We start from the raw sequence: 17,993 nt of genomic DNA, 5'->3' as shown, positions 1-17,993 counted from the left end.
GCGCGGCGACGCTCAGCCGCCGGACGGCGGCGTGGGCGTTGCCGGGTCGTCGGCCGGGCGTGGGCCGCCACGCATCGCGCGAAACGCCTCCATGACGTCCAGCGGTAGCGGGAAAACGATCGTCGAGGCGTTCTTGGCGCTCATGTCGCTCATCGTCTGCAAATAGCGCAACTGCAGCGCCGCGGGGTTGCCCGACATCACGTTGGCCGCCTCGAGCAGCTTCTGCGAGGCCTGCAGTTCGCCCTCGGCGTGAATCACCTTGGCGCGCCGCTCGCGCTCGGCCTCGGCCTGGCGGGCGATGGCGCGGATCATGCTCTCGTCGAGATCGACGTGCTTGATCTCGACGTTGACGACCTTGATCCCCCAGCTCTCGGTCTGGACGTCGAGAATCTCCTGGATGTCATCGTTGAGCCGGTCGCGTTCGGAAAGCATCTCGTCGAGATCGTGCTTGCCGAGCACCGAGCGCAGCGTGGTCTGGGCCAGTTGGCTGGTGGCGGTGGCGAAGTGCTCGACCTGGATGATCGCTTTCTCGGGATCGACGACGCGAAAGTACAGTACCGCGTTGACGCGCACGGTGACGTTGTCCTGGGAGATCACGTCCTGCTCGGGCACGTCGAGGGTGACCAGCCGCAGATCGACCACCTGCATCTTCTGGATCACCGGAATGATCAGGAACAGTCCCGGACCCTTGACCGCCTGGAAACGACCGAGGAAGAACACCACCCCGCGCTTGTACTCGGGAAGAATGCGAATCGACGCCGCGATCAGCAGGATCAACAGCACGATCGGCACGAGATAGGAAAGCATCATAATGGACCTCCTGGATTCGGCCGTGGATGAGTCTCCGGCGTGGAGACGTCCGGCGTGGATACGTCCGGCGTGGATGGATCGGATTCGGGAGCGACCTCGACGGTCAGGCCATCGACCGCCGTCACGCGCAGCCGTTGGCCGGCACGTACCGGGCTATCGCTGTGTGCGCGCCAGCGCTCGCCGCGCAACCGCACGTGGCCGCTCGCCGGCCCGCGCTCGTCGAGCCCTCGCTCTTCAAAATCGTCCAGCGCGATGGCCTGCGCGCCGATCAGCTCGTGCTGCCCGGCACGGGGCGGACGTCGCCGCAGATGCACGAAACGCAGCATCACCCAGAGCATGAATCCCGTGGCGACCAGCGCCACGCCGCCGATCATCGGCAGCGATACGGCCAGATTGCGATCGTCCATAAGCATCACCGAGCCCGCCACGAAAGCAACGATGCCACCGATTCCCAGCACCCCGAAGCTGGGCATCATCGCCTCGCCGACGATCAGTGCCAGCCCGAGCAGGATCAATCCCATCCCGGCGTAGTTGATCGGCAGCACCTGGAAAGCGAACAGCGCCAGCAGCAGGCTGATGCCGCCGACCACCCCGGGCACCAGCATGCCGGGGTTGAACAGCTCGAAGACCAGTCCGTAGAACCCCATGATCATCAATAGGTAGGCGACGTTGGGATCGCTGATCACGCTCAGCAGCTCGGTGCGCCAGTCGGGGTCGAAGCGCTCGAGGGTCAGCTCGGCGGTCTTCAGGGTGCGCGTGCCGTCGGCCATCACCACCTCGCGGCCGTCGATGCGCTCCAGCAGTTCGGGAACGTCGCCGGCGATGACCTCGATGACGTTGTTGTCGAGGGCTTCGCGGGCGGTCAGGTTGACGGCATCGCGCACCGCACGCTCGGCCCATTCGGCGTTGCGGCCGTGGCGCTCGGCGAGGCTGCGGATGTAGGCCACCGCGTCCTCGAGCACCTTGCGCTGCATGGCGGTGTCTCCGCGTCGCGGGCCTTCGTCGGCGGCCTGGTCCTGGCCATTGCCGGCCTCACGTTCGCCGCCCTGCCCGTCATCGGACTCTCGATCGGGCTGTTCGCCGCCGCCGATGCGCACCGGCGTCGCCGAGCCCAGGTGAGTGGCCGGCGCCATCGCCGCGACATGGCTGGCGTACAGCAGGTAGGTTCCGGCGCTGGCGGCGCGCGCCCCCGCCGGCGCGACGTACACCGCCACCGGCACCTTCGATGCCAGCATCGCGCTGATCATGTCGCGCATCGCCAGGTCCAGCCCGCCGGGAGTATCGAGGCGCAGCACCACCAGCGCCGCGCCGCCGCGCTCGGCCTGTTCCAGGCCGCGCTGGAAATAGTCGCTGGTCGCCGGACCGACGCTGCCGTGCAGCGTCATCACCAGCGCATGGCTCTGAGCCTGGGGTGACTGCTGGGCGCTCGCCGCCCACGCCAACAGCGTCGCGCACAGTAGGCAGGCCAGCCAGAGCAGGCAGCGATAGCGGCTGAATTCCGAGCGTCTTGGTAGCATGCTCACCTCTGCCAGCCGATGGGCCTGTGTCTTCACTCTAGTGCATGGTGGGCATCGCCATCCTGGCCGACGCACTCACTGGCGAGTGCGGGCACGCTCGTAGATCGCTCCCGGATCGTCTTCGCCATCTTCTTCACTTTTTTCATTTTCAGGACTTCCGCCGACCGCGCCGCTTTCTCCGTCACCGGCCGACTCGGTATCGCTGCGTGCATGGCTCTTGGCGCTGCCATTGTGCTCACCGCCCGGGCGGCTGTCGTCACTGCCACCGGCCACCTCGGAGAGGGTCTCCAGCGGTGAGGAGACCAGGTTCTCGAGCGCCTCGCGGATCGCCTGGCCGGCGATGCTGCCGAAGTCCACCGAGCCGGGGTTATCCAGCGGCAGGCGCATGGGGATGTCGAGCTCGATGACCCCGTCGTCGCTCTTCAGCACCCCCACCAGCGTCTTGAGCGGCAAATCGGTGGCCGAGGCGTCGACCTCTTCACCGAGCTGGAGCTGGCGCAGGACGAGATGATTCCGCGCCTTCAGGCGGCCCTGCTCGAGCCGGTAGTCGAGATCCAGGGTCACCTGGCCCCGCTCGACCGCATAGCCGCCAAACGCGCGCAGGTAGGGCGCGAAGGTCTCCAGGTCAAGGCGTTCGAAGTGCAGCTTGAGGTTGCCGCGCAGGGCGTCGCCGAGCGGGTCGAAGGCACCCTCGATGCGCATCGGCGAGCCATCGGCCACTTGTCCTTCGAGCGACAGCCGGCCATCGCCCTCCTGGGCGGAGTTGATCTGCCGCCAGTCGCCCGACAAGGCCGAGAAATCGATCTCGAACGGGCGCGGCAGGTGACGGTCATTGAAGGCCACTGCGCCACGCTCGACGGCCAGGGTGCCGATTGCATAGTGCATGCCGCCATTCTCGGGACCTGCGTTCGATGACTGCGGCGGGCGCCAGGCGTCGAGATTGGTGTCGAGCCGTTCGTCTATGACCACCTTGAGCCAGGGCCCGTCGAGCGTCACCCGTTCGGCGGCCAGCTCGGGCTGCGCACTGGCGAAGGTCAACCCATCCACGGCAAAGCGCTCGGCACGGGCGATGGGCTGCTCACCCGCGGCATCGAGCATTTCGAGCCCCGCGACCTGGCCTTGGCCGCTGACCCGCGTGCCGGTATCGCTGGCCCGGCCCGCACGCAAGCGAATCTGGGCGCCCAGCTCGCCCGCCGCCGGCTGGGCGCGAACGACGTGTGCCAAGTAGCCCGACAGGCTGGTCAGCGGCACCTGCTCGGCGCTCAGATCGACATCCACCGTCCATGGCGAGAAGCCCATCTCGCCCTCGCCGTTGAGAGTGCCACCGTTCCAGTCTGCCCGACCACGCAAGCCGAAGGGCCGCGGGGCGGTATTGTCGTAGCCGCTGACCTCGAGATTCAGGCGCTTCAGCGTCAGCGTCAGCGGCTCGTCGAGGCGGCGGTTGACCCAGTCCAGCCGGCCATCGCTGACGTCGAGCCGGGCGATGCGCAGCGGCGTCGTCTCGCCGCCGCCACCGAACAGCTGAGCCAGGTTCCATTCGCCGCTCGAGCGCCAGACCAACCGCAATCGCGGTGCCTCGAGTTCGACTCGTGCGAAGCGCCAGCCCGATGCGGTCAACGAGTGCCAGTCGAGGGTCGCCACCACCCGGCGACTGGCGAATACCGGCCCATCGCCCTGCCCCGCGATGCTCAGTCCCTCGAGCGTCGCCTGCGAGCGCCACGGCGTGAGAGTGACGTTGTCGATGCTCACCCGGCGCCCGGTCTGATCGGCCAGCGTCTGGGTGAGACGCTGATCGATGTACGCTGGCAGCGCCCACAACCAGGCGATCAACAATAGCGCCACGAGCGTTGCCAGGACGGCCAGCAACGTGCCTACACGATGCTGGCGCCGCGAACGTCCGGCGCTGCGATGGGAATGCGACATGCGAGACTTCCACTGCGATGATCAGGATAGCGTGGCATCGCCGGCGCGGCGACGCCAATGGCCATCCAGGCTGGCGGCGCTGCAGGCTTGCCGTTAAGGTCGCTTATGCGCGCGGCGGGCCGCCGTGACACGCCGACAACCTACAGGAGATGCGTCGATGAAACCCCGAGCGCCATGTGGCTGGCTGAGCCGCCTGAGTGTAGCCGCGCTGCTTGCCGTCAGTTGGCCGGCCATGGCCTACCAGCTCGACGACTGGGCGTCGGTCGTCGCCGAGGCGCGCGGCCAGAGCGTCTATTTCAACGCCTGGGGCGGCGATGCCACTATCAACGAGTATCTCGACTGGGTGGCCGGGCGAATGGCCGACGAATACGGCGTCGAAGTCGTTCACGTCAAGCTCGCCGATACCGCCGAAGCGGTGTCGCGGGTGCTCGCCGAGAAGGCCGCGGGCAACACCGAAGACGGCGCGATCGATCTGATCTGGATCAACGGCGAGAACTTCGCCGCAATGCAGAAGAACGACCTGCTCTACGGCCCCTGGGTGGAAAGCCTGCCCAACTTCGCGCTGACCCGCCCCCAGGCCAACCCCGAGGTGCGCGAGGACTTCACACTACCCACCGCGGGGCTCGAATCGCCCTGGGGCAAGGCCCAACTGACCTTCTACTACGATAGCGCCCGGGTCGATGAACCGCCGCGCAGCATCCCCGCCCTGCTCGACTGGGCGCGGGCCCATCCCGGGCGCTTCACGTATCCTCTGGTGCCAGACTTTCTCGGCTCGAGCTTTCTCAAGCAGGCGCTGCTCGGGCTGGTCGACGACCCCGAGCCACTCTACCGTCCGGTCGACGAGGCCGATTTCGCCGCCGTCACCGCCCCGCTGTGGGAATACCTGGATGAGTTACATCCGTATCTGTGGCGCGAGGGCGAGGACTTTCCGGCGAGCAGTGCCGCGCTGCGCCAACTGATGGGCGACGGCGAACTCAGCCTGGCATTCACCTTCACCCCCTCGGAACCCGCCGTCGCCGTGGCCAATTACCAGTTGCCGAAGAGCACGCGCAGCTACGTGCTCGATGCCGGCACGCTGGGCAACGTGCACTTCGTCGCCATCCCCTTCAACGCCAGTCACAAGGCCGGCGCGCTGGCACTGGCCAACTTCCTGCTGTCCCCCCGGGCGCAGGCGCGCAAGCAATCCATCGATGGCTGGGGCGATGCCAGCGTGCTGGCCATGGACGCCCTGAGCGAGCGCCAGCGCGCCGCCTTCCAGGCTGACAGCGACAACCCCGCCCGCCTGCCGCCCGGGGCGCTGGCCAATACCCTGGCCGAACCGCACCCGAGCTGGATGGAGCGCCTCGAACAGGCCTGGCAGGCGCGCTACGTCGCGCAATGAGCGCCTCGCTACACGTCGCGCTGGTCCGTCTGGCAGCCTGGCTGGCGATCATCCTGCTCGGAGTGCCGGTCGCCGCCGGACTGGCCGGGGTGATCGCCCCGGCATTCGGCTGGCTGCCGGCACTCGGCGGCCATGAGCCGACCCTCGAGCACTGGCAGGCGCTCACCCGTCGGCCCGGTCTCGCCGGCATGGTCGCCCTGAGTTACGCCAGTGGACTGGCCAGCGCCGCGCTGGCGCTGGCGATCGTCGCGCTGTTCATCGGCGTCTTCCTGCACAGCCGCTGGTTCGGCGCCGTCCAGCGCCTGCTCTCGCCGCTGCTCGCCGTGCCCCACGCCGCCGCGGCGATCGGCCTGGCCTTCCTGCTGTCGCCCTCGGGGCTGGTCAGTCGCTGGCTCTCGCCCTGGGCGAGCGGCTGGCAGTTCCCGCCCAACTACCTGTTCCCCGGCGATCCGTACGGGCTGGCGCTGATCCTCGGGCTGACCCTCAAGGAAGTGCCTTTCTTGCTGCTGATGAGCCTCGCCGCGCTGCCCCAGTGTCGGGCCCGCGAGCGGATGCGCGTCGCCCGGGCGCTCGGCTACCGACCGCTGGCGGGCTTTCTCAAGGCGGTGATGCCGGGGCTCTACCCGCTGCTGCGCCTGCCGCTCTACGCGGTGATCGCCTTTGCCAGCTCGACCGTCGACGTGGCACTGATTCTCGGCCCCAGCACGCCGCCGCCGCTCGCCGTGGCGGTGATGCGCTGGCTCAACGACCCGGACCTGGCGATGCGCTTCATGGCCTCGGCCGGTGCGCTGCTGCAGTTCGCCGTCACCCTTACGGCGCTGGCCAGCTGGTGGCTGCTCGAGCGACTCGTCGCCAGGGCGCTGCGCGACTGGCCGGGCGACGGTCGCCGCCGGTTCGGCGAGCGTGTCGGCGCGCTGCTGGGTGGAGGTGCGATCGGCCTGGTGGTGGTGCTGGTCCTGGCCAGCCTCGCCGGCTTGATACTATGGTCGCTGGCCGCCTATTGGCCGTTCCCCGAGGCCTGGCCGCAGCCGTTGACGCCGCGCAACTGGCTGCGCGGGGCCGGCGGCTTCGTCGATCCGCTGGCTCAGGCGGCGCTGATCGGCGGCGTGGCGACGCTCATCGCCCTGGTCCTGGTGACCGGCGCCCTCGAGGCCGAGACGTTCCGCCACCGGCCGCCGCGCGCCGGCGTGCAATGGCTGCTCTACCTGCCCTTGCTGGTACCGTCTGTGGCGTTCCTGTTCGGCCTGGTGCTGATGCAGACCCAGGCCGGTTTGACGCCGGGCCTGGCGGCGGTGATCGGCGGCCATGCGATCTTCGTGCTGCCCTATGTGTTCCTGTCGCTGGCCGAGAGCTACCGTCGTCTCGACCCGCGCTGGACGCAACTCGCCCGCAGCCTCGGCGCCTCGCCGGCCGGGGTGTTCTGGCGGGTGCGCCTGCCGCTTCTGACGACGCCGCTGTTGACCGCGGCGGCGGTGGGCTTCGCGGTCAGCATCGGCCAGTACCTGCCGACCCTGCTGCTCGGCGCCGGGCGAATCAGCACGATCACCACCGAGGCGGTGACGCTGGCGAGCGGCGGCGACCGGCGGCTGACCGCGGTCTATGCCCTGCTGCAACTATTGCTGCCGGCGCTGGGGTTCGCCCTGGCGCTGGGCCTGCCACGGCTGCTGCTGCGTCGCCGTGCCGGCCTGCTGAGCCGCCCATGAACCCACGCGAGATCACCATGCCATCGTCCGATTCGCTGATCCTTGACGCCGTTCGCATCGCCCTTGACGGCCGGTCGCTGCTGGCCCTCGATCTCGCCGTCGCGCCCGGCGAGATCGTCACCGTGATGGGGCCTTCCGGGGTCGGCAAGTCGACGCTGCTGGACTATGTCGCCGGCTTTCTGCCGACCGCCTTCAGCGCCAGCGGCGCGGTGCGCCTGGGCGAACTCGAACTCACCGCGCTGCCCGCCGAGGCGCGCCACGTCGGCCTGCTGTTTCAGGATCCGTTGCTGTTTCCGCACCTGTCGGTGGCCGGCAACCTGGCCTTCGGCATGCGCGCCGGCGGCAACCGCCGAGAACGCCGCCGCCGGATCGACGCCGCCCTCGACGAAGTCGGCCTGGGCGGATATGCCGAGCGCGATCCGGCGACCCTGTCGGGGGGCCAGAAGGCGCGGGTGGCTCTGCTGCGGGTATTGCTCTCGCGGCCCCGGGCGATGCTGCTCGACGAGCCGTTCTCCAAGCTCGACGCGACGCGGCGCGACGAATTGCGCCGGCTGGTCTTCGCCCAGGTCCGCGAACGGCGCCTGCCGACGCTGATGGTCACCCACGACGCCGCCGATGCGCAGGCCGCCGGCGGCCGGGTGATCGAGCTCGATTTGCCAAGCGACGCCGGGTAGCCCGATTAACCCAGTCGCTCGGCCAGTTCGCCGAGATCGGCGACGGTCATGTCGGGCTCGCCGCCCCAGGGATCGAAGGGAGCCTCGGCGCTGCGCCGCACCCAGACGGCATGCAAGCCGGCGTGCTTGGCGCCGATCACGTCGAAGGGATTGCTAGAAACCAGCCAGATATCGTGGGCGTCAGCCTCGAGACGCTGACGCAGGTGGGCATAGACCGCCGGATCGGGCTTGAAGCGCTTGAGCTCCTCGACGCTGACGATATCGTCGAAATGCTCGAGCACCGCGGCCTGGCCGAGCAACTGGCTGACCGCCTGGCGGCTGCCGTTGGAAAAGGCCACCCGCTGTATCCTGAGCTGGCCCAGCCGCTCCAGCGCCGGCGCGACGTCGGGAAACGCCGGCAACTGCGCATAAGTGGCCATCAACCGCTCCTTGTCGGTGTTCGACAGCCCCGTGCCCAGCGCCCGATCGACGAATTCCAGGGCATCGCCGGTGCATTGCGAGAAATCGGCGAAGGCCCCCATCAGGCCGCGGCGGAAGGCATATTCGAGCTGCTTCTCGCGCCAGCGCTGCGAGAATTCGCCGGCGCGGTCGCCGATCCGCCGGCTCAGCTCCTCGACCACGCCGTGGGTGTCGATCAGGGTGCCGTAGACATCGAAAGCCAGTACACGCTTGCTCATGGGTCGTCCTTATCACGCTTGCCTGAATTGCTGGAGAATCTCCAAGCTCTCTCAAGCTGGACGTTTTTTCGGATCACGACAAGCCGGTTGCCCTGAAAGGCACTTCACAAACGCTTCCAAGGATTGTATAAAATCTACAACATTTCAGTCGTTCACTCGTTCGGCCCTTAGCCGCGCGTGTCACGGGCCCGCCCAGATCAGAGGAAAGCGTGCATGAAACGCATCCATGTCATCGATTCCCACACCGGAGGAGAGCCGACGCGTCTGGTGATGGACGGCTTCCCGGCCCTGCCGGGCGACACCCTGGTCGAAAAGCGCGACGCCCTGCGGGGATCCCACGATCACTGGCGTCGCGCCTGCCTGCTCGAACCGCGGGGCAACGATGTTCTCGTCGGCGCGCTCTATTGCGAACCCGTTTCACCGGGCGCGACCTGCGGCGTGATCTTCTTCAACAACACCGGCTATCTGGGCATGTGCGGTCACGGCACGATCGGTCTGGTCGCATCCTTGCACCATCTCGGCTTGATCCGACCCGGAGATCACAGGATCGACACCACCGTCGGCCCGGTCAGCGCCACGCTGCACGAAGACGGCGCGGTGACGGTGCGCAACGTCCCCGCCTACCGCTATCGCCAGCGCGTCCCGGTCGACGTGCCCGGCTACGGCGTGGTGCATGGTGATATCGCCTGGGGCGGCAACTGGTTCTTCCTGGTCGGCGAGCACGATCAACAGGTGACCCTGGCCAACGAAGAAGCGCTGACGGCCTTTACCTGGGCGATCCGCCAGGCCCTGGATAACCAGGCGATCACCGGCGAGAACGGCGGCCATATCGATCATATCGAGTTGTTCGCCGATGACGTCGCCACCGACGCCGATACCATCACGCCAGCCGACAGTCGCAACTTCGTGCTCTGCCCGGGCAAGGCCTATGACCGCTCGCCCTGCGGCACCGGCACCAGCGCCAAACTGGCCTGCCTGGCGGCGGACGGCAAGCTGGCCCCCGGCGAGATCTGGGTGCAGGCCAGCATCACCGGTAGCCGATTCGAGGGGCACTTTGAATGGGAGGGCTGGGAGCGGGACGACCAGGCACGCGGTCGTATACGCCCCTATATCAAGGGCAACGCTTATCTCAGCGCCGATGCCACGCTGCTGATCGACGAGAACGATCCGTTTGCCTGGGGCATTACCGCGTCATAGCGGCGCTTTAAGACATCGTCCCGACAACACGACACCTAAAGATTCCAGAGGACAACCATGAACGACTCCATTTTCACCGGCTGTATTCCCGCCCTGATGACCCCGTGCACGGCCGACCGCACGCCGGATTACGACGCGCTGGTTGCCAAGGGGCGTGAACTCGTCGATCTCGGCATGCGCGCCGTCGTCTACTGCGGCTCGATGGGCGACTGGCCGCTGCTGAGCGAAGCCGAGCGTCAGGAAGGGGTGACGAGACTGGTCGCCGCCGGCGTGCCCACGATCGTCGGCACCGGCGCGGTCAATTCGAAGGAAGCGGTTTCCCACGCCGCGCATGCGGCCAGGGTCGGCGCGCAAGGGTTGATGGTGATCCCCCGCGTGCTTTCCCGTGGCACCTCGCTCGCCGCCCAGAAAGCGCACTTCTCGGCGATTCTGGAAGCCGCTCCCGAATTGCCGGCGGTGATCTACAACAGCCCCTATTACGGCTTCACCACTCGCGCCGAGCTGTTCTTCGAACTGCGTCGCGAGCATCCGAACCTGATCGGTTTCAAGGAGTTCGGCGGCGCCGAGGACCTGCGCTATGCGGCGGAGCACATCACCTCCCAGGATGACGACGTCAGCCTGATGGTCGGCGTCGACACCCAGGTCGTCCACGGCTTCGTCAATTGCAACGCCACCGGCGCGATCACCGGCGTCGGCAACGCGCTGCCGCGAGAAGTGCTGCAGCTGGTCGCGCTGAGCCAGAAAGCCGCCAAGGGCGATCTCGCGGCCCGGCGTCTGGCCCAGGAGCTGGAATCCGCGCTGGCGGTGCTCTCCTCCTTCGACGAGGGCGTGGATCTGGTGCTCTATTACAAGCAGTTGATGGTGCTAAACGGCGAAAGCGCCTACGAGCTGCACTTCAACGAGAGCGATGCCTTGAGCGAAGCACAACGGCGCTACGTCGAGACCCAGTACGCGCTGTTCCGCGAATGGTATGCGCAGTGGTCGGCCCAGCTCGGCGCCTCCTGAAAAGTCGGCGTTCGATTTTTGGATTGAATACAATATCCGAAAATCAATGGGATACTCGCTAATCATGGCAACTTTCAAGACCCGAGCCCAGCACGTCGCGGACGACCTGCGCGAACGCATTCTCGGCGGCGAGTTCAAGGGCGGCTCCCAGCTGCGACAGGACGCGTTGGCCAGAGATTACGACGTCAGTCGCATTCCCGTTAGGGAAGCACTGCTGACCCTGGAGTCCGAGGGGCTGGTGGAATTCCACGCCCACCGCGGGGCATTTACCACCGAGCTCTCCGTGGCCGCGATTCGCGAACTGTTCGATCTGCGCGTCCTGCTCGAGACCTATGTACTGCGCTACGCGATCCCGAATCTGACGGCGGCGGATCTCGATCATGCCGAAGGCATCCTTCGCCAGTATGACGCGGCGCTCGATTCCGGCAGCCAGATCGACAACTGGAGCGACTACAACTTCGCGTTTCACCACGCCCTGTATGCGCCCTCCGCGCTGCCCGAAACCCTGGCCATGATTGGCCAGTTGAACACCAAAGCGGGGCGCTATATCCGCATGCAACTGCTCTATACCCGCGAGATCGAGAAGGCCGAGCTGGAACACCGCGAGCTTTTGCGGCTGGCTCGGCAGGGCAACATCGACAAGGCCTGTCAGTTGCTGGAAACCCACATCAAGGACGCCGCGGAAGGCATAGCGGCGGTACTGGACAAGAGCCTGCGTAGCGCGTGAGCCGCTATTCGGTCCCTATCGCCCTGGTCATGAGGTAGCGCATGTCGGATCCATCCCATCCCGCATCGACCGATGCCGATATCGTCGTCGTCGGCGCTGGCCTCGTCGGCGTGACCAGCGCCTTGGCACTGGCCCGTCAGGGCCACCGCGTGCTGGTGCTCGATACCCAGGAGCCGGGGCGCGGCGCCTCCTACGGCAATGCCGGGCATATGGCCACCGAGCAGGTCTTCCCGATCGCCGATGCCTCGATCCTCAGGTCCCTGCCAGGCATGCTGATGGATCCGATGGGCCCGCTGCGCCTGGACTGGAGATATCTGCCCCGCGCGCTGCCGTGGCTGAGCCGTCTGATACTGAATCTACGTCCGCAACCGTTTGCCCGAAGCGTGGCCGGCATCCGTGCCCTCAACGAGCGCAGCCTGGCGGCGTGGCAACGCTTGCTGGCGTCGGTCGGCGGCGCTCACCTGCTGAAAGCGGATGGGTCGCTGCTGGTCTACGAGAAGCCCGAGTCACGCCACAAGCTCGAAGCGCTCGAGTCGCGCATGCGCGAACAGCAGGTGCCGGTCGAACGGTGGGAGCGCGAAGCGATCCAACGCGCGGCCCCGCAGCTATCGGATGATCTGCTGGGCGGGCTGTTCTTTCCCGGCACAGGGCACGTACTGGATCCGTGGCGGGTAGTCACGACCCTGGTGGAAGCGGCCCGCCATCAGGGCGTGCGCTTCGCCCAGGAGACGGTGCGCTCGGCGCAAGTCGTCGAGTCCGGCGTCCGCCTCGTCACCAACAGCCGTGAGCTGAGGGCCAGTAGAGTGCTGCTCGCCTGTGGCGCCCACTCGGCACCGCTGACCGTTCAGCTCACCGGCAAGCGCGTGCCGCTGGATACCGAGCGCGGCTATCACCTGATGCTGCCTCGCGAGCAAGACCGACTGCCCTTCGCGGTGACCTCGCTGGAGCGCCGCTTCATCATGACCCCGATGGAAACCGGGCTCAGACTGGCCGGCACCGTGGAGTTCGCCGGACTGCACGCACCGCCCAACATGGCGCGGGCGTGGCAGTTGCATCGCCTGAGCCGGGGGTTGTTCAAGGCCGATCTCGACGCCGAAGGCGCCACGCCGTGGATGGGCTTTCGACCCTCCCTCCCGGACTCGCTGCCGGTCATCGATCGTCTCGAGAATGGCCGCGTGCTGCTGGCCTTCGGCCATCACCATCTGGGACTGACCCAGTCGGCGATCACCGCCGAACTGATCGCGTCGCTGGCGGGCGGCAGCGCGAGCTTGACGCCAGCCAGCGATCTGCCGCCGCTCGACCCCTACCGGCTCGCCCGCTTCGGCTAGGCGGGGTCGAGCCCTTCAGGAAAGGCTGAGCGAGCCACGCTGATGCGCTGACGCGACGCGATAGACGTTGGAGGAATGCGACAAGAATGCCTTTATCGAGCGCCTTTATTATGCCGCCGTACGCAATGCTGATGGCATTCTTGTATATTTTATACAAACGATTAGTATCGATATAAAGCATAGTGTAGGAATGTAATTTTCCATGGCAGGATGAAAAACCACCGCACGCGACGCGGTCCAAGCACGGAAGGGCGTGATGCCCGACCCCTTTGCAGTACGAACAAACAAGTATGAACAAACAATAAGCGCTGAAGGGAGTAATGCTGTATGGGTAAATTTCTCAAATTGGTCGCCTCCGCGGCCATCGTCAATCTCGCCGCCGGCTCTCTTGCCATGGCGCAGGACGGCCCCATCACGCTGGGCGTTCAGGTGCCGACGACCGGCTCCGAAGCGACCTACGGCAAGGATATGTTCAATGCCATATCGCTGGCTGCCGACGAGATCAACGCCGACGGTGGGTTGCTGGGCGGCCGCCAGATCGAACTGGTGACCGGCGATACCGCCTGTGATCCCCAGCAATCGGTCAACGCGGCCAGTCGCCTGGCGTCACAGGAAGTCGTCGGGGTGGTGGGCGGCTATTGCTCCGGCGCCACGCAGCCCACGCTCAAGATCTACGGCGATGCCAATATCCCGTTCGTGATAGTGGCGGCCAATTCGACGCAACTGATCCCGGCCAATCCGGGCAATGCGGTAATGATCAACTCCACCGGTGCCGACCAGGCCAAGACCGCCCTCGACTTCTTCGAAGGCAAGGGCATCGAGAAGCTGGCCATCGTCAACCAGGGGGATGCTTATTCCCAGGATCTGGCCAACCTGACCCGCGATGCCTGGACCGGGGCCGGCCACACCGTCTCTGCCTTCGAATACGTCAACAAGGGCGAGCAGGACTTCTCCGCGCTGGTCAACAAGATTCGCGGCTCCGGTGCCGAGGCCGTGTTCTGGACCGCCTACTACGCCGACGGCGGCCTGCTGATCCGCCAACTGCGTCAGCGCGGTTTCCAGGGCACCATCGCCGTGGGTGATGGCTCCAACTCGCCGGAACTGTTCAATATCGCCGGCCAGGCCGCCGAGGGCGTGTTCGCCTTCTCCAACCCCACCGCCGACTTTCTGCCGGCTGCCGAGCAGTTCATCAGCGACTATCGTTCCAAGTTCGATAACGCGCCGGGGCCGTATGCGCCACTCGCCTACGATGGCCTGCAGTTGATGGCCTGGGCCATCAACAAGGCCGGCTCGACAGACCCCGATGCCATCATCAAGGCGCTGAACAGTGCCGATGGCCAGGAATGGCTGGCCGGCCCGATCTCCTTTACCCCGGAGCATACGCTGGCGCGCAGCAACTTCGTGGTACTCGAAGGTCAAGGCGGCAAGTGGACCCGCTACGAAAAATAACGGCTAGCTTTCCGGTTCGAGCTTCGGCTCGAGCCGGAGATGACGATACGCATTGCTGAAAATGGCGCAGTGAAACTGACGTAGTGCAACGCGTTCGTCCGCCCTTTCCGCTGTCCAGAGATGCACGCTCATGACCTGGTACGATTCTTTTCTACAGCAGCTCGTTGACGGGCTGGTGCTGGGCTCTTTCTATGCCCTGGTGGCGCTCGGTTACACCATGGTGTTCGGAGTCATCAAACTGCTCAACTTCGCCCATGGCGATCTCTACATGACCGGTGCCTTCGTCGGCTTCGGTGGACTGTCGCTGGTTTCTGGATTTCTCGGCGCCGGCTGGCTCGGTATCTTCGTCGCCATGCTGCTGGCAATGCTGGCGGTCGGATGCCTCGGCGTGCTGATCGAACGAGTGGCCTATCACCCCATGCTTGGCGCGCCGAGGCTGTCGATTCTGATTACCGCACTGGCCGTTTCGCTGGTGCTGCAGAACGCGGCCCTGGCACTGACCGGCGGCCAGTACACCGCGTTTCGCACCGAGCTCGGGTTCGGCGGCTTTAACCTGGGGAACCTGTTTCTCTCCTACAACCAGATCGTGCTGGTCGCGACCGCCGCGGTATTGATGATCGCGCTAGAGCTGTTCGTCTCCAAGACGTTGTATGGACGTGCCATGCGTGCGGTCTCCATCGATAAGGACATGTGCCGAATGATGGGGATCAACGTCTCCGCCGTCATCGCGGTGACGTTCTTCATCGGTTCGGGCCTCGCGGCTGCCGCCGGCACCATGGCGGGCGCGTACTACGGCAGCATCTGGTACTTCATGGGCTTCTTGATCGGACTCAAGGCCTTCACTGCCGCAGTGATCGGCGGGATCGGCAGCATCACCGGGGCGATGCTCGGCGGCCTGATCCTGGGCTTGCTGGAATCCTTCGGGACGCACATTCCCTTTATCGGCAGCGAATGGAAAGACGTCTTCACCTTCTCGATTCTGATCCTGGTGCTGGTGTTCAAGCCCACCGGCCTGCTGGGCAAATCCGAAGTGGAGAGAATGTGACATGGACAAACATTCGCTATCCACGACCTCGGATGCCGACGAGCCGCAGCCGCGCAATCCGTTTCAACGCCTCTACGTGGCCTTCGAGTCGCCGGGACGACGGCGTGCACTGCATGCCGTCATCATTGCCGCTCTCATCGTCATGCCGTGGATCTCGAGTCAGTACACCACGGTGATCCTGACTAACGCATTGCTCTACGTCGTGCTCTGTCTGGGACTGAATATCGTGGTCGGCTATGCCGGGCTGCTCGATCTCGGCTACGCCGCTTTCTTTGCCGTCGGCGCCTATACCGCGGGCATTCTGACCCAGCAGTTCGGCGTCAATTTCTGGGCGGCGATTCCCTTCGCGCTGATGGCCGCAGCACTCGCCGGCGTCATTATCGGCGGGCCGACGTTACGCCTGCGCAGCGACTACCTGGCCATCGTGACGCTGGGCTTCGGCGAGATCGTGCGGTTTTCCGCACGCAATCTGGAGATCACCGGCGGCGCCAGCGGCCTTTCACAGATTCCGGAGCCATCGCTGTTCGGTTGGCATATCGACAGCTCGATCGACTTCTACTATGTCTTCGCGGTGTTGGCGGTACTGGCCTACATCGCCAGCCAGCGGCTGTTCGATTCCCGCCTGGGGCGAGCATGGCTCTACGTTCGCCACGACGAGGACGCTGCCGAGGCGATGGGGATCAATCGCGTCACGACCAAGCTGGCGGCCTATGTCATCGGCGCCATCTTCGGGGCGATCGGGGGCATCTTCTTCTCGGTCAATCTGGGTGCCATCTCGCCGGAGAGTTTCAGCTTCCAGCAGTCGGTGCTGATTCTGCTGGCGGTGGTGCTTGGCGGCATGGGCAAGATACCCGGTGTCATTCTCGGCGCCTTCATCGTGGTGCTTGGTCCCGAATTGCTGCGTGATTTTGGCACCTTGCGACTGCTGATATTCGCGGTGCTGTTGCTGTTGATCATGCTGTTCCGGCCGAGCGGTATCTGGCCCGAGAAGCGTTCCTAGGGGGAAGCGATGCTGCTGCAACTGAAACAGGTGTCGCTGAGCTTCGCCGGCAACACCGTACTCCATGATGTCAATTTCGGCGTCGACGCGGGTCGGATCCACAGCCTGATCGGCCCCAATGGCGCCGGCAAGACATCGATGTTCAACGTGATCACCGGCTTCTATCGCCCTCAGCAGGGCGAGATCACGCTCGATGGCGAGCCCATCGTCAAGCGCAAGCCACATGCCGTGACGCGCCTGGGTATCGCGCGGACATTCCAGAACGTGCGGCTCTTTCGCGAAATGTCGGTGCTCGAGAACGTCATGGCGGGACAGCACTGTCGCAGCCGAGCCGGTGCGCTGGCGGCCATCCTGCGGCTGCCGAGCCAGCGCGCTGAGGAGCGCCGGATTCTCGAGACCAGCCTCGAGTGCCTCGATTTCGTTGGCCTGACGGGCCATCAGGATCGGCTGGCGACCAATCTCGCCTACGGCCATCAGCGACGTGTCGAGATCGCCCGCGCTCTGGCCACCGAACCCAAGCTGTTGCTGCTCGACGAGCCGGCGGCGGGTCTCAACAGCGGCGAGAAGCAGGCGCTGATCGAGCTGATCCGGCGCATCCGTGACGAACGCGGCGTGGCCGTACTGCTGATCGAACACGACATGGGCCTGGTGATGAATGTCTCCGAGCATATCAGCGTGCTCGACCACGGCAGCCTGATTACCGAGGGCGATCCGCAAACGGTGCAGAACGACCCCAAGGTGATCGAGGCCTATCTCGGCCAGGACGACGAGGAGCTGGCGCTGTGACGGAAACCATCACTCAAACCGATACGCCGGCCAGCGCCACGCGGCCTGGCAAGGTGCGCCTGAGCATTCGCGACGTCGAGGCTTTCTACGGCAAGATTCAAGCCCTGCGAGGCGTGACGCTGGACGTCCACGAGGGAGAAATCGTCACCCTGCTGGGCAGCAACGGTGCCGGCAAGTCGACCACGCTGAAGACCGTGTCTGGACTGGTACGGGCACAGCGTGGCGACGTCCAGCTCGAGGGCGCATCGATCGCCAAGCTGGCCGCCCACGAAATCGCCCGCCGCGGGGTGGTTCACGTACCGGAAGGCCGCCACATCCTGCGCGGCCTGACGGTCAAGGAGAACCTGGAGCTGGGCGCGTTCACGGTCAAGGACAATGCGCTGCGTCGCCAGCGGCTCGACGAGGTCTACGAGCTGTTTCCGATCCTGCACGAACGCCGTCATCAGGACGGCTCGCTGCTCTCCGGCGGCCAGCAGCAGATGCTGGCGATGGGGCGCGCCTTGATGCACGGCCCCAGCGTCATGCTGCTGGATGAGCCCTCGATGGGGCTGGCGCCGAAGCTCGTCACCGACATCATGCGCATCATCAAGCGCCTCAATGAGGCGGGAACCACCATCCTGCTGGTCGAACAGAATGCGCGGCTGGCGCTACGTCTGGCGCACTATGCCTACGTGATCGAAAACGGCGAGATCCGGATGCAGGGCGAGGCCGCCAAGCTCCGGGAAGACGAATCGATCGTGAAGGCCTATCTGGGCATGGGCAAGTGACGAA

General features: G+C 65.7%; 16 protein-coding genes. 12 read left to right on the top strand and 4 right to left on the bottom strand.

Features of this window, described 5'->3' with window-relative positions; all coding sequences use genetic code 11:
* Positions 1 to 12: 12 nt before the first annotated feature.
* From R6258_RS11050 to R6258_RS11040, 3 genes are all read right to left on the bottom strand, one after another.
* Complete coding sequence (locus tag R6258_RS11050) at positions 13 to 810, bottom strand: slipin family protein (RefSeq protein ID WP_318450181.1); 798 nt, start codon at positions 808 to 810, stop codon at positions 13 to 15.
* Positions 807 to 2,327, bottom strand: a complete 1,521-nt coding sequence (locus R6258_RS11045) for a nodulation protein NfeD (RefSeq protein ID WP_318450179.1) — start codon at positions 2,325 to 2,327, stop codon at positions 807 to 809. The genes R6258_RS11050 and R6258_RS11045 overlap by 4 nt, the downstream gene beginning before the upstream one ends.
* A 75-nt stretch (positions 2,328 to 2,402) precedes the next feature.
* On the bottom strand, positions 2,403 to 4,250 hold the full coding sequence (locus R6258_RS11040) for a DUF748 domain-containing protein (RefSeq protein ID WP_318450177.1): 1,848 nt from the start codon (positions 4,248 to 4,250) through the stop codon (positions 2,403 to 2,405).
* 157 nt (positions 4,251 to 4,407) lie between these two features.
* On the opposite strand from R6258_RS11040, the gene R6258_RS11035 reads away from it, so the two are divergent.
* From R6258_RS11035 to R6258_RS11025, 3 genes are read left to right on the top strand one after another with little or no spacing between them, the layout of a single operon-like run.
* A complete protein-coding gene (locus R6258_RS11035) occupies positions 4,408 to 5,631 on the top strand; it encodes an ABC transporter substrate-binding protein (protein WP_318450174.1) in 1,224 nt (407 codons plus the stop codon).
* Positions 5,628 to 7,334, top strand: a complete 1,707-nt coding sequence (locus R6258_RS11030) for an ABC transporter permease (RefSeq protein ID WP_318450172.1) — start codon at positions 5,628 to 5,630, stop codon at positions 7,332 to 7,334. The genes R6258_RS11035 and R6258_RS11030 overlap by 4 nt, the downstream gene beginning before the upstream one ends.
* A gap of 17 nt (positions 7,335 to 7,351) precedes the next feature.
* A complete protein-coding gene (locus R6258_RS11025) occupies positions 7,352 to 8,008 on the top strand; it encodes an ATP-binding cassette domain-containing protein (RefSeq protein WP_318450169.1) in 657 nt (218 codons plus the stop codon).
* Positions 8,009 to 8,013: 5 nt separating this feature from the next.
* Here the strand turns inward: R6258_RS11025 and R6258_RS11020 are convergent, their stop codons facing one another.
* On the bottom strand, positions 8,014 to 8,685 hold the full coding sequence (locus R6258_RS11020) for a haloacid dehalogenase type II (protein ID WP_318450167.1): 672 nt from the start codon (positions 8,683 to 8,685) through the stop codon (positions 8,014 to 8,016).
* A 213-nt stretch (positions 8,686 to 8,898) separates the two neighbouring features.
* Here R6258_RS11020 and R6258_RS11015 point away from each other — a divergent pair, with 213 nt between their 5' ends.
* From R6258_RS11015 to R6258_RS10975, 9 genes are all read left to right on the top strand, one after another.
* Positions 8,899 to 9,882 (top strand): 4-hydroxyproline epimerase, encoded by a 984-nt coding sequence (locus tag R6258_RS11015; RefSeq protein ID WP_318450165.1) that lies wholly within the window; start codon positions 8,899 to 8,901, stop codon positions 9,880 to 9,882.
* A 57-nt stretch (positions 9,883 to 9,939) separates the two neighbouring features.
* Complete coding sequence (locus R6258_RS11010) at positions 9,940 to 10,887, top strand: dihydrodipicolinate synthase family protein (protein WP_318450163.1); 948 nt, start codon at positions 9,940 to 9,942, stop codon at positions 10,885 to 10,887.
* Between the two features lie 64 nt (positions 10,888 to 10,951).
* A complete protein-coding gene (locus R6258_RS11005) occupies positions 10,952 to 11,614 on the top strand; it encodes a GntR family transcriptional regulator (protein WP_318450160.1) in 663 nt (220 codons plus the stop codon).
* A gap of 41 nt (positions 11,615 to 11,655) precedes the next feature.
* Positions 11,656 to 12,942, top strand: coding sequence for an FAD-dependent oxidoreductase (locus tag R6258_RS11000; protein ID WP_318450158.1), 1,287 nt, complete (start codon positions 11,656 to 11,658; stop codon positions 12,940 to 12,942).
* Positions 12,943 to 13,269: 327 nt separating this feature from the next.
* Positions 13,270 to 14,391, top strand: a complete 1,122-nt coding sequence (locus R6258_RS10995; protein ID WP_318450156.1) for a branched-chain amino acid ABC transporter substrate-binding protein — start codon at positions 13,270 to 13,272, stop codon at positions 14,389 to 14,391.
* Positions 14,392 to 14,521: 130 nt separating this feature from the next.
* Positions 14,522 to 15,436, top strand: a complete 915-nt coding sequence (locus R6258_RS10990) for a branched-chain amino acid ABC transporter permease (RefSeq protein WP_318450153.1) — start codon at positions 14,522 to 14,524, stop codon at positions 15,434 to 15,436.
* Between the two features lies 1 nt (position 15,437).
* A complete protein-coding gene (locus R6258_RS10985; protein WP_318450151.1) occupies positions 15,438 to 16,436 on the top strand; it encodes an ABC transporter permease subunit in 999 nt (332 codons plus the stop codon).
* A gap of 9 nt (positions 16,437 to 16,445) precedes the next feature.
* Positions 16,446 to 17,222 (top strand): ABC transporter ATP-binding protein, encoded by a 777-nt coding sequence (locus R6258_RS10980; RefSeq protein WP_318450149.1) that lies wholly within the window; start codon positions 16,446 to 16,448, stop codon positions 17,220 to 17,222.
* A gap of 53 nt (positions 17,223 to 17,275) precedes the next feature.
* A complete protein-coding gene (locus R6258_RS10975; RefSeq protein WP_412176374.1) occupies positions 17,276 to 17,989 on the top strand; it encodes an ABC transporter ATP-binding protein in 714 nt (237 codons plus the stop codon).
* Positions 17,990 to 17,993: the final 4 nt, after the last annotated feature.

Source organism: Halomonas sp. HP20-15, from assembly GCF_033446685.1.
In the GTDB taxonomy this organism is placed as follows: Bacteria; Pseudomonadota; Gammaproteobacteria; order Pseudomonadales; family Halomonadaceae; genus Modicisalibacter.
The sequence above is the reverse complement of the archived record's forward strand: the minus strand, read 5'-3'. Positions and strand labels throughout refer to the sequence as shown.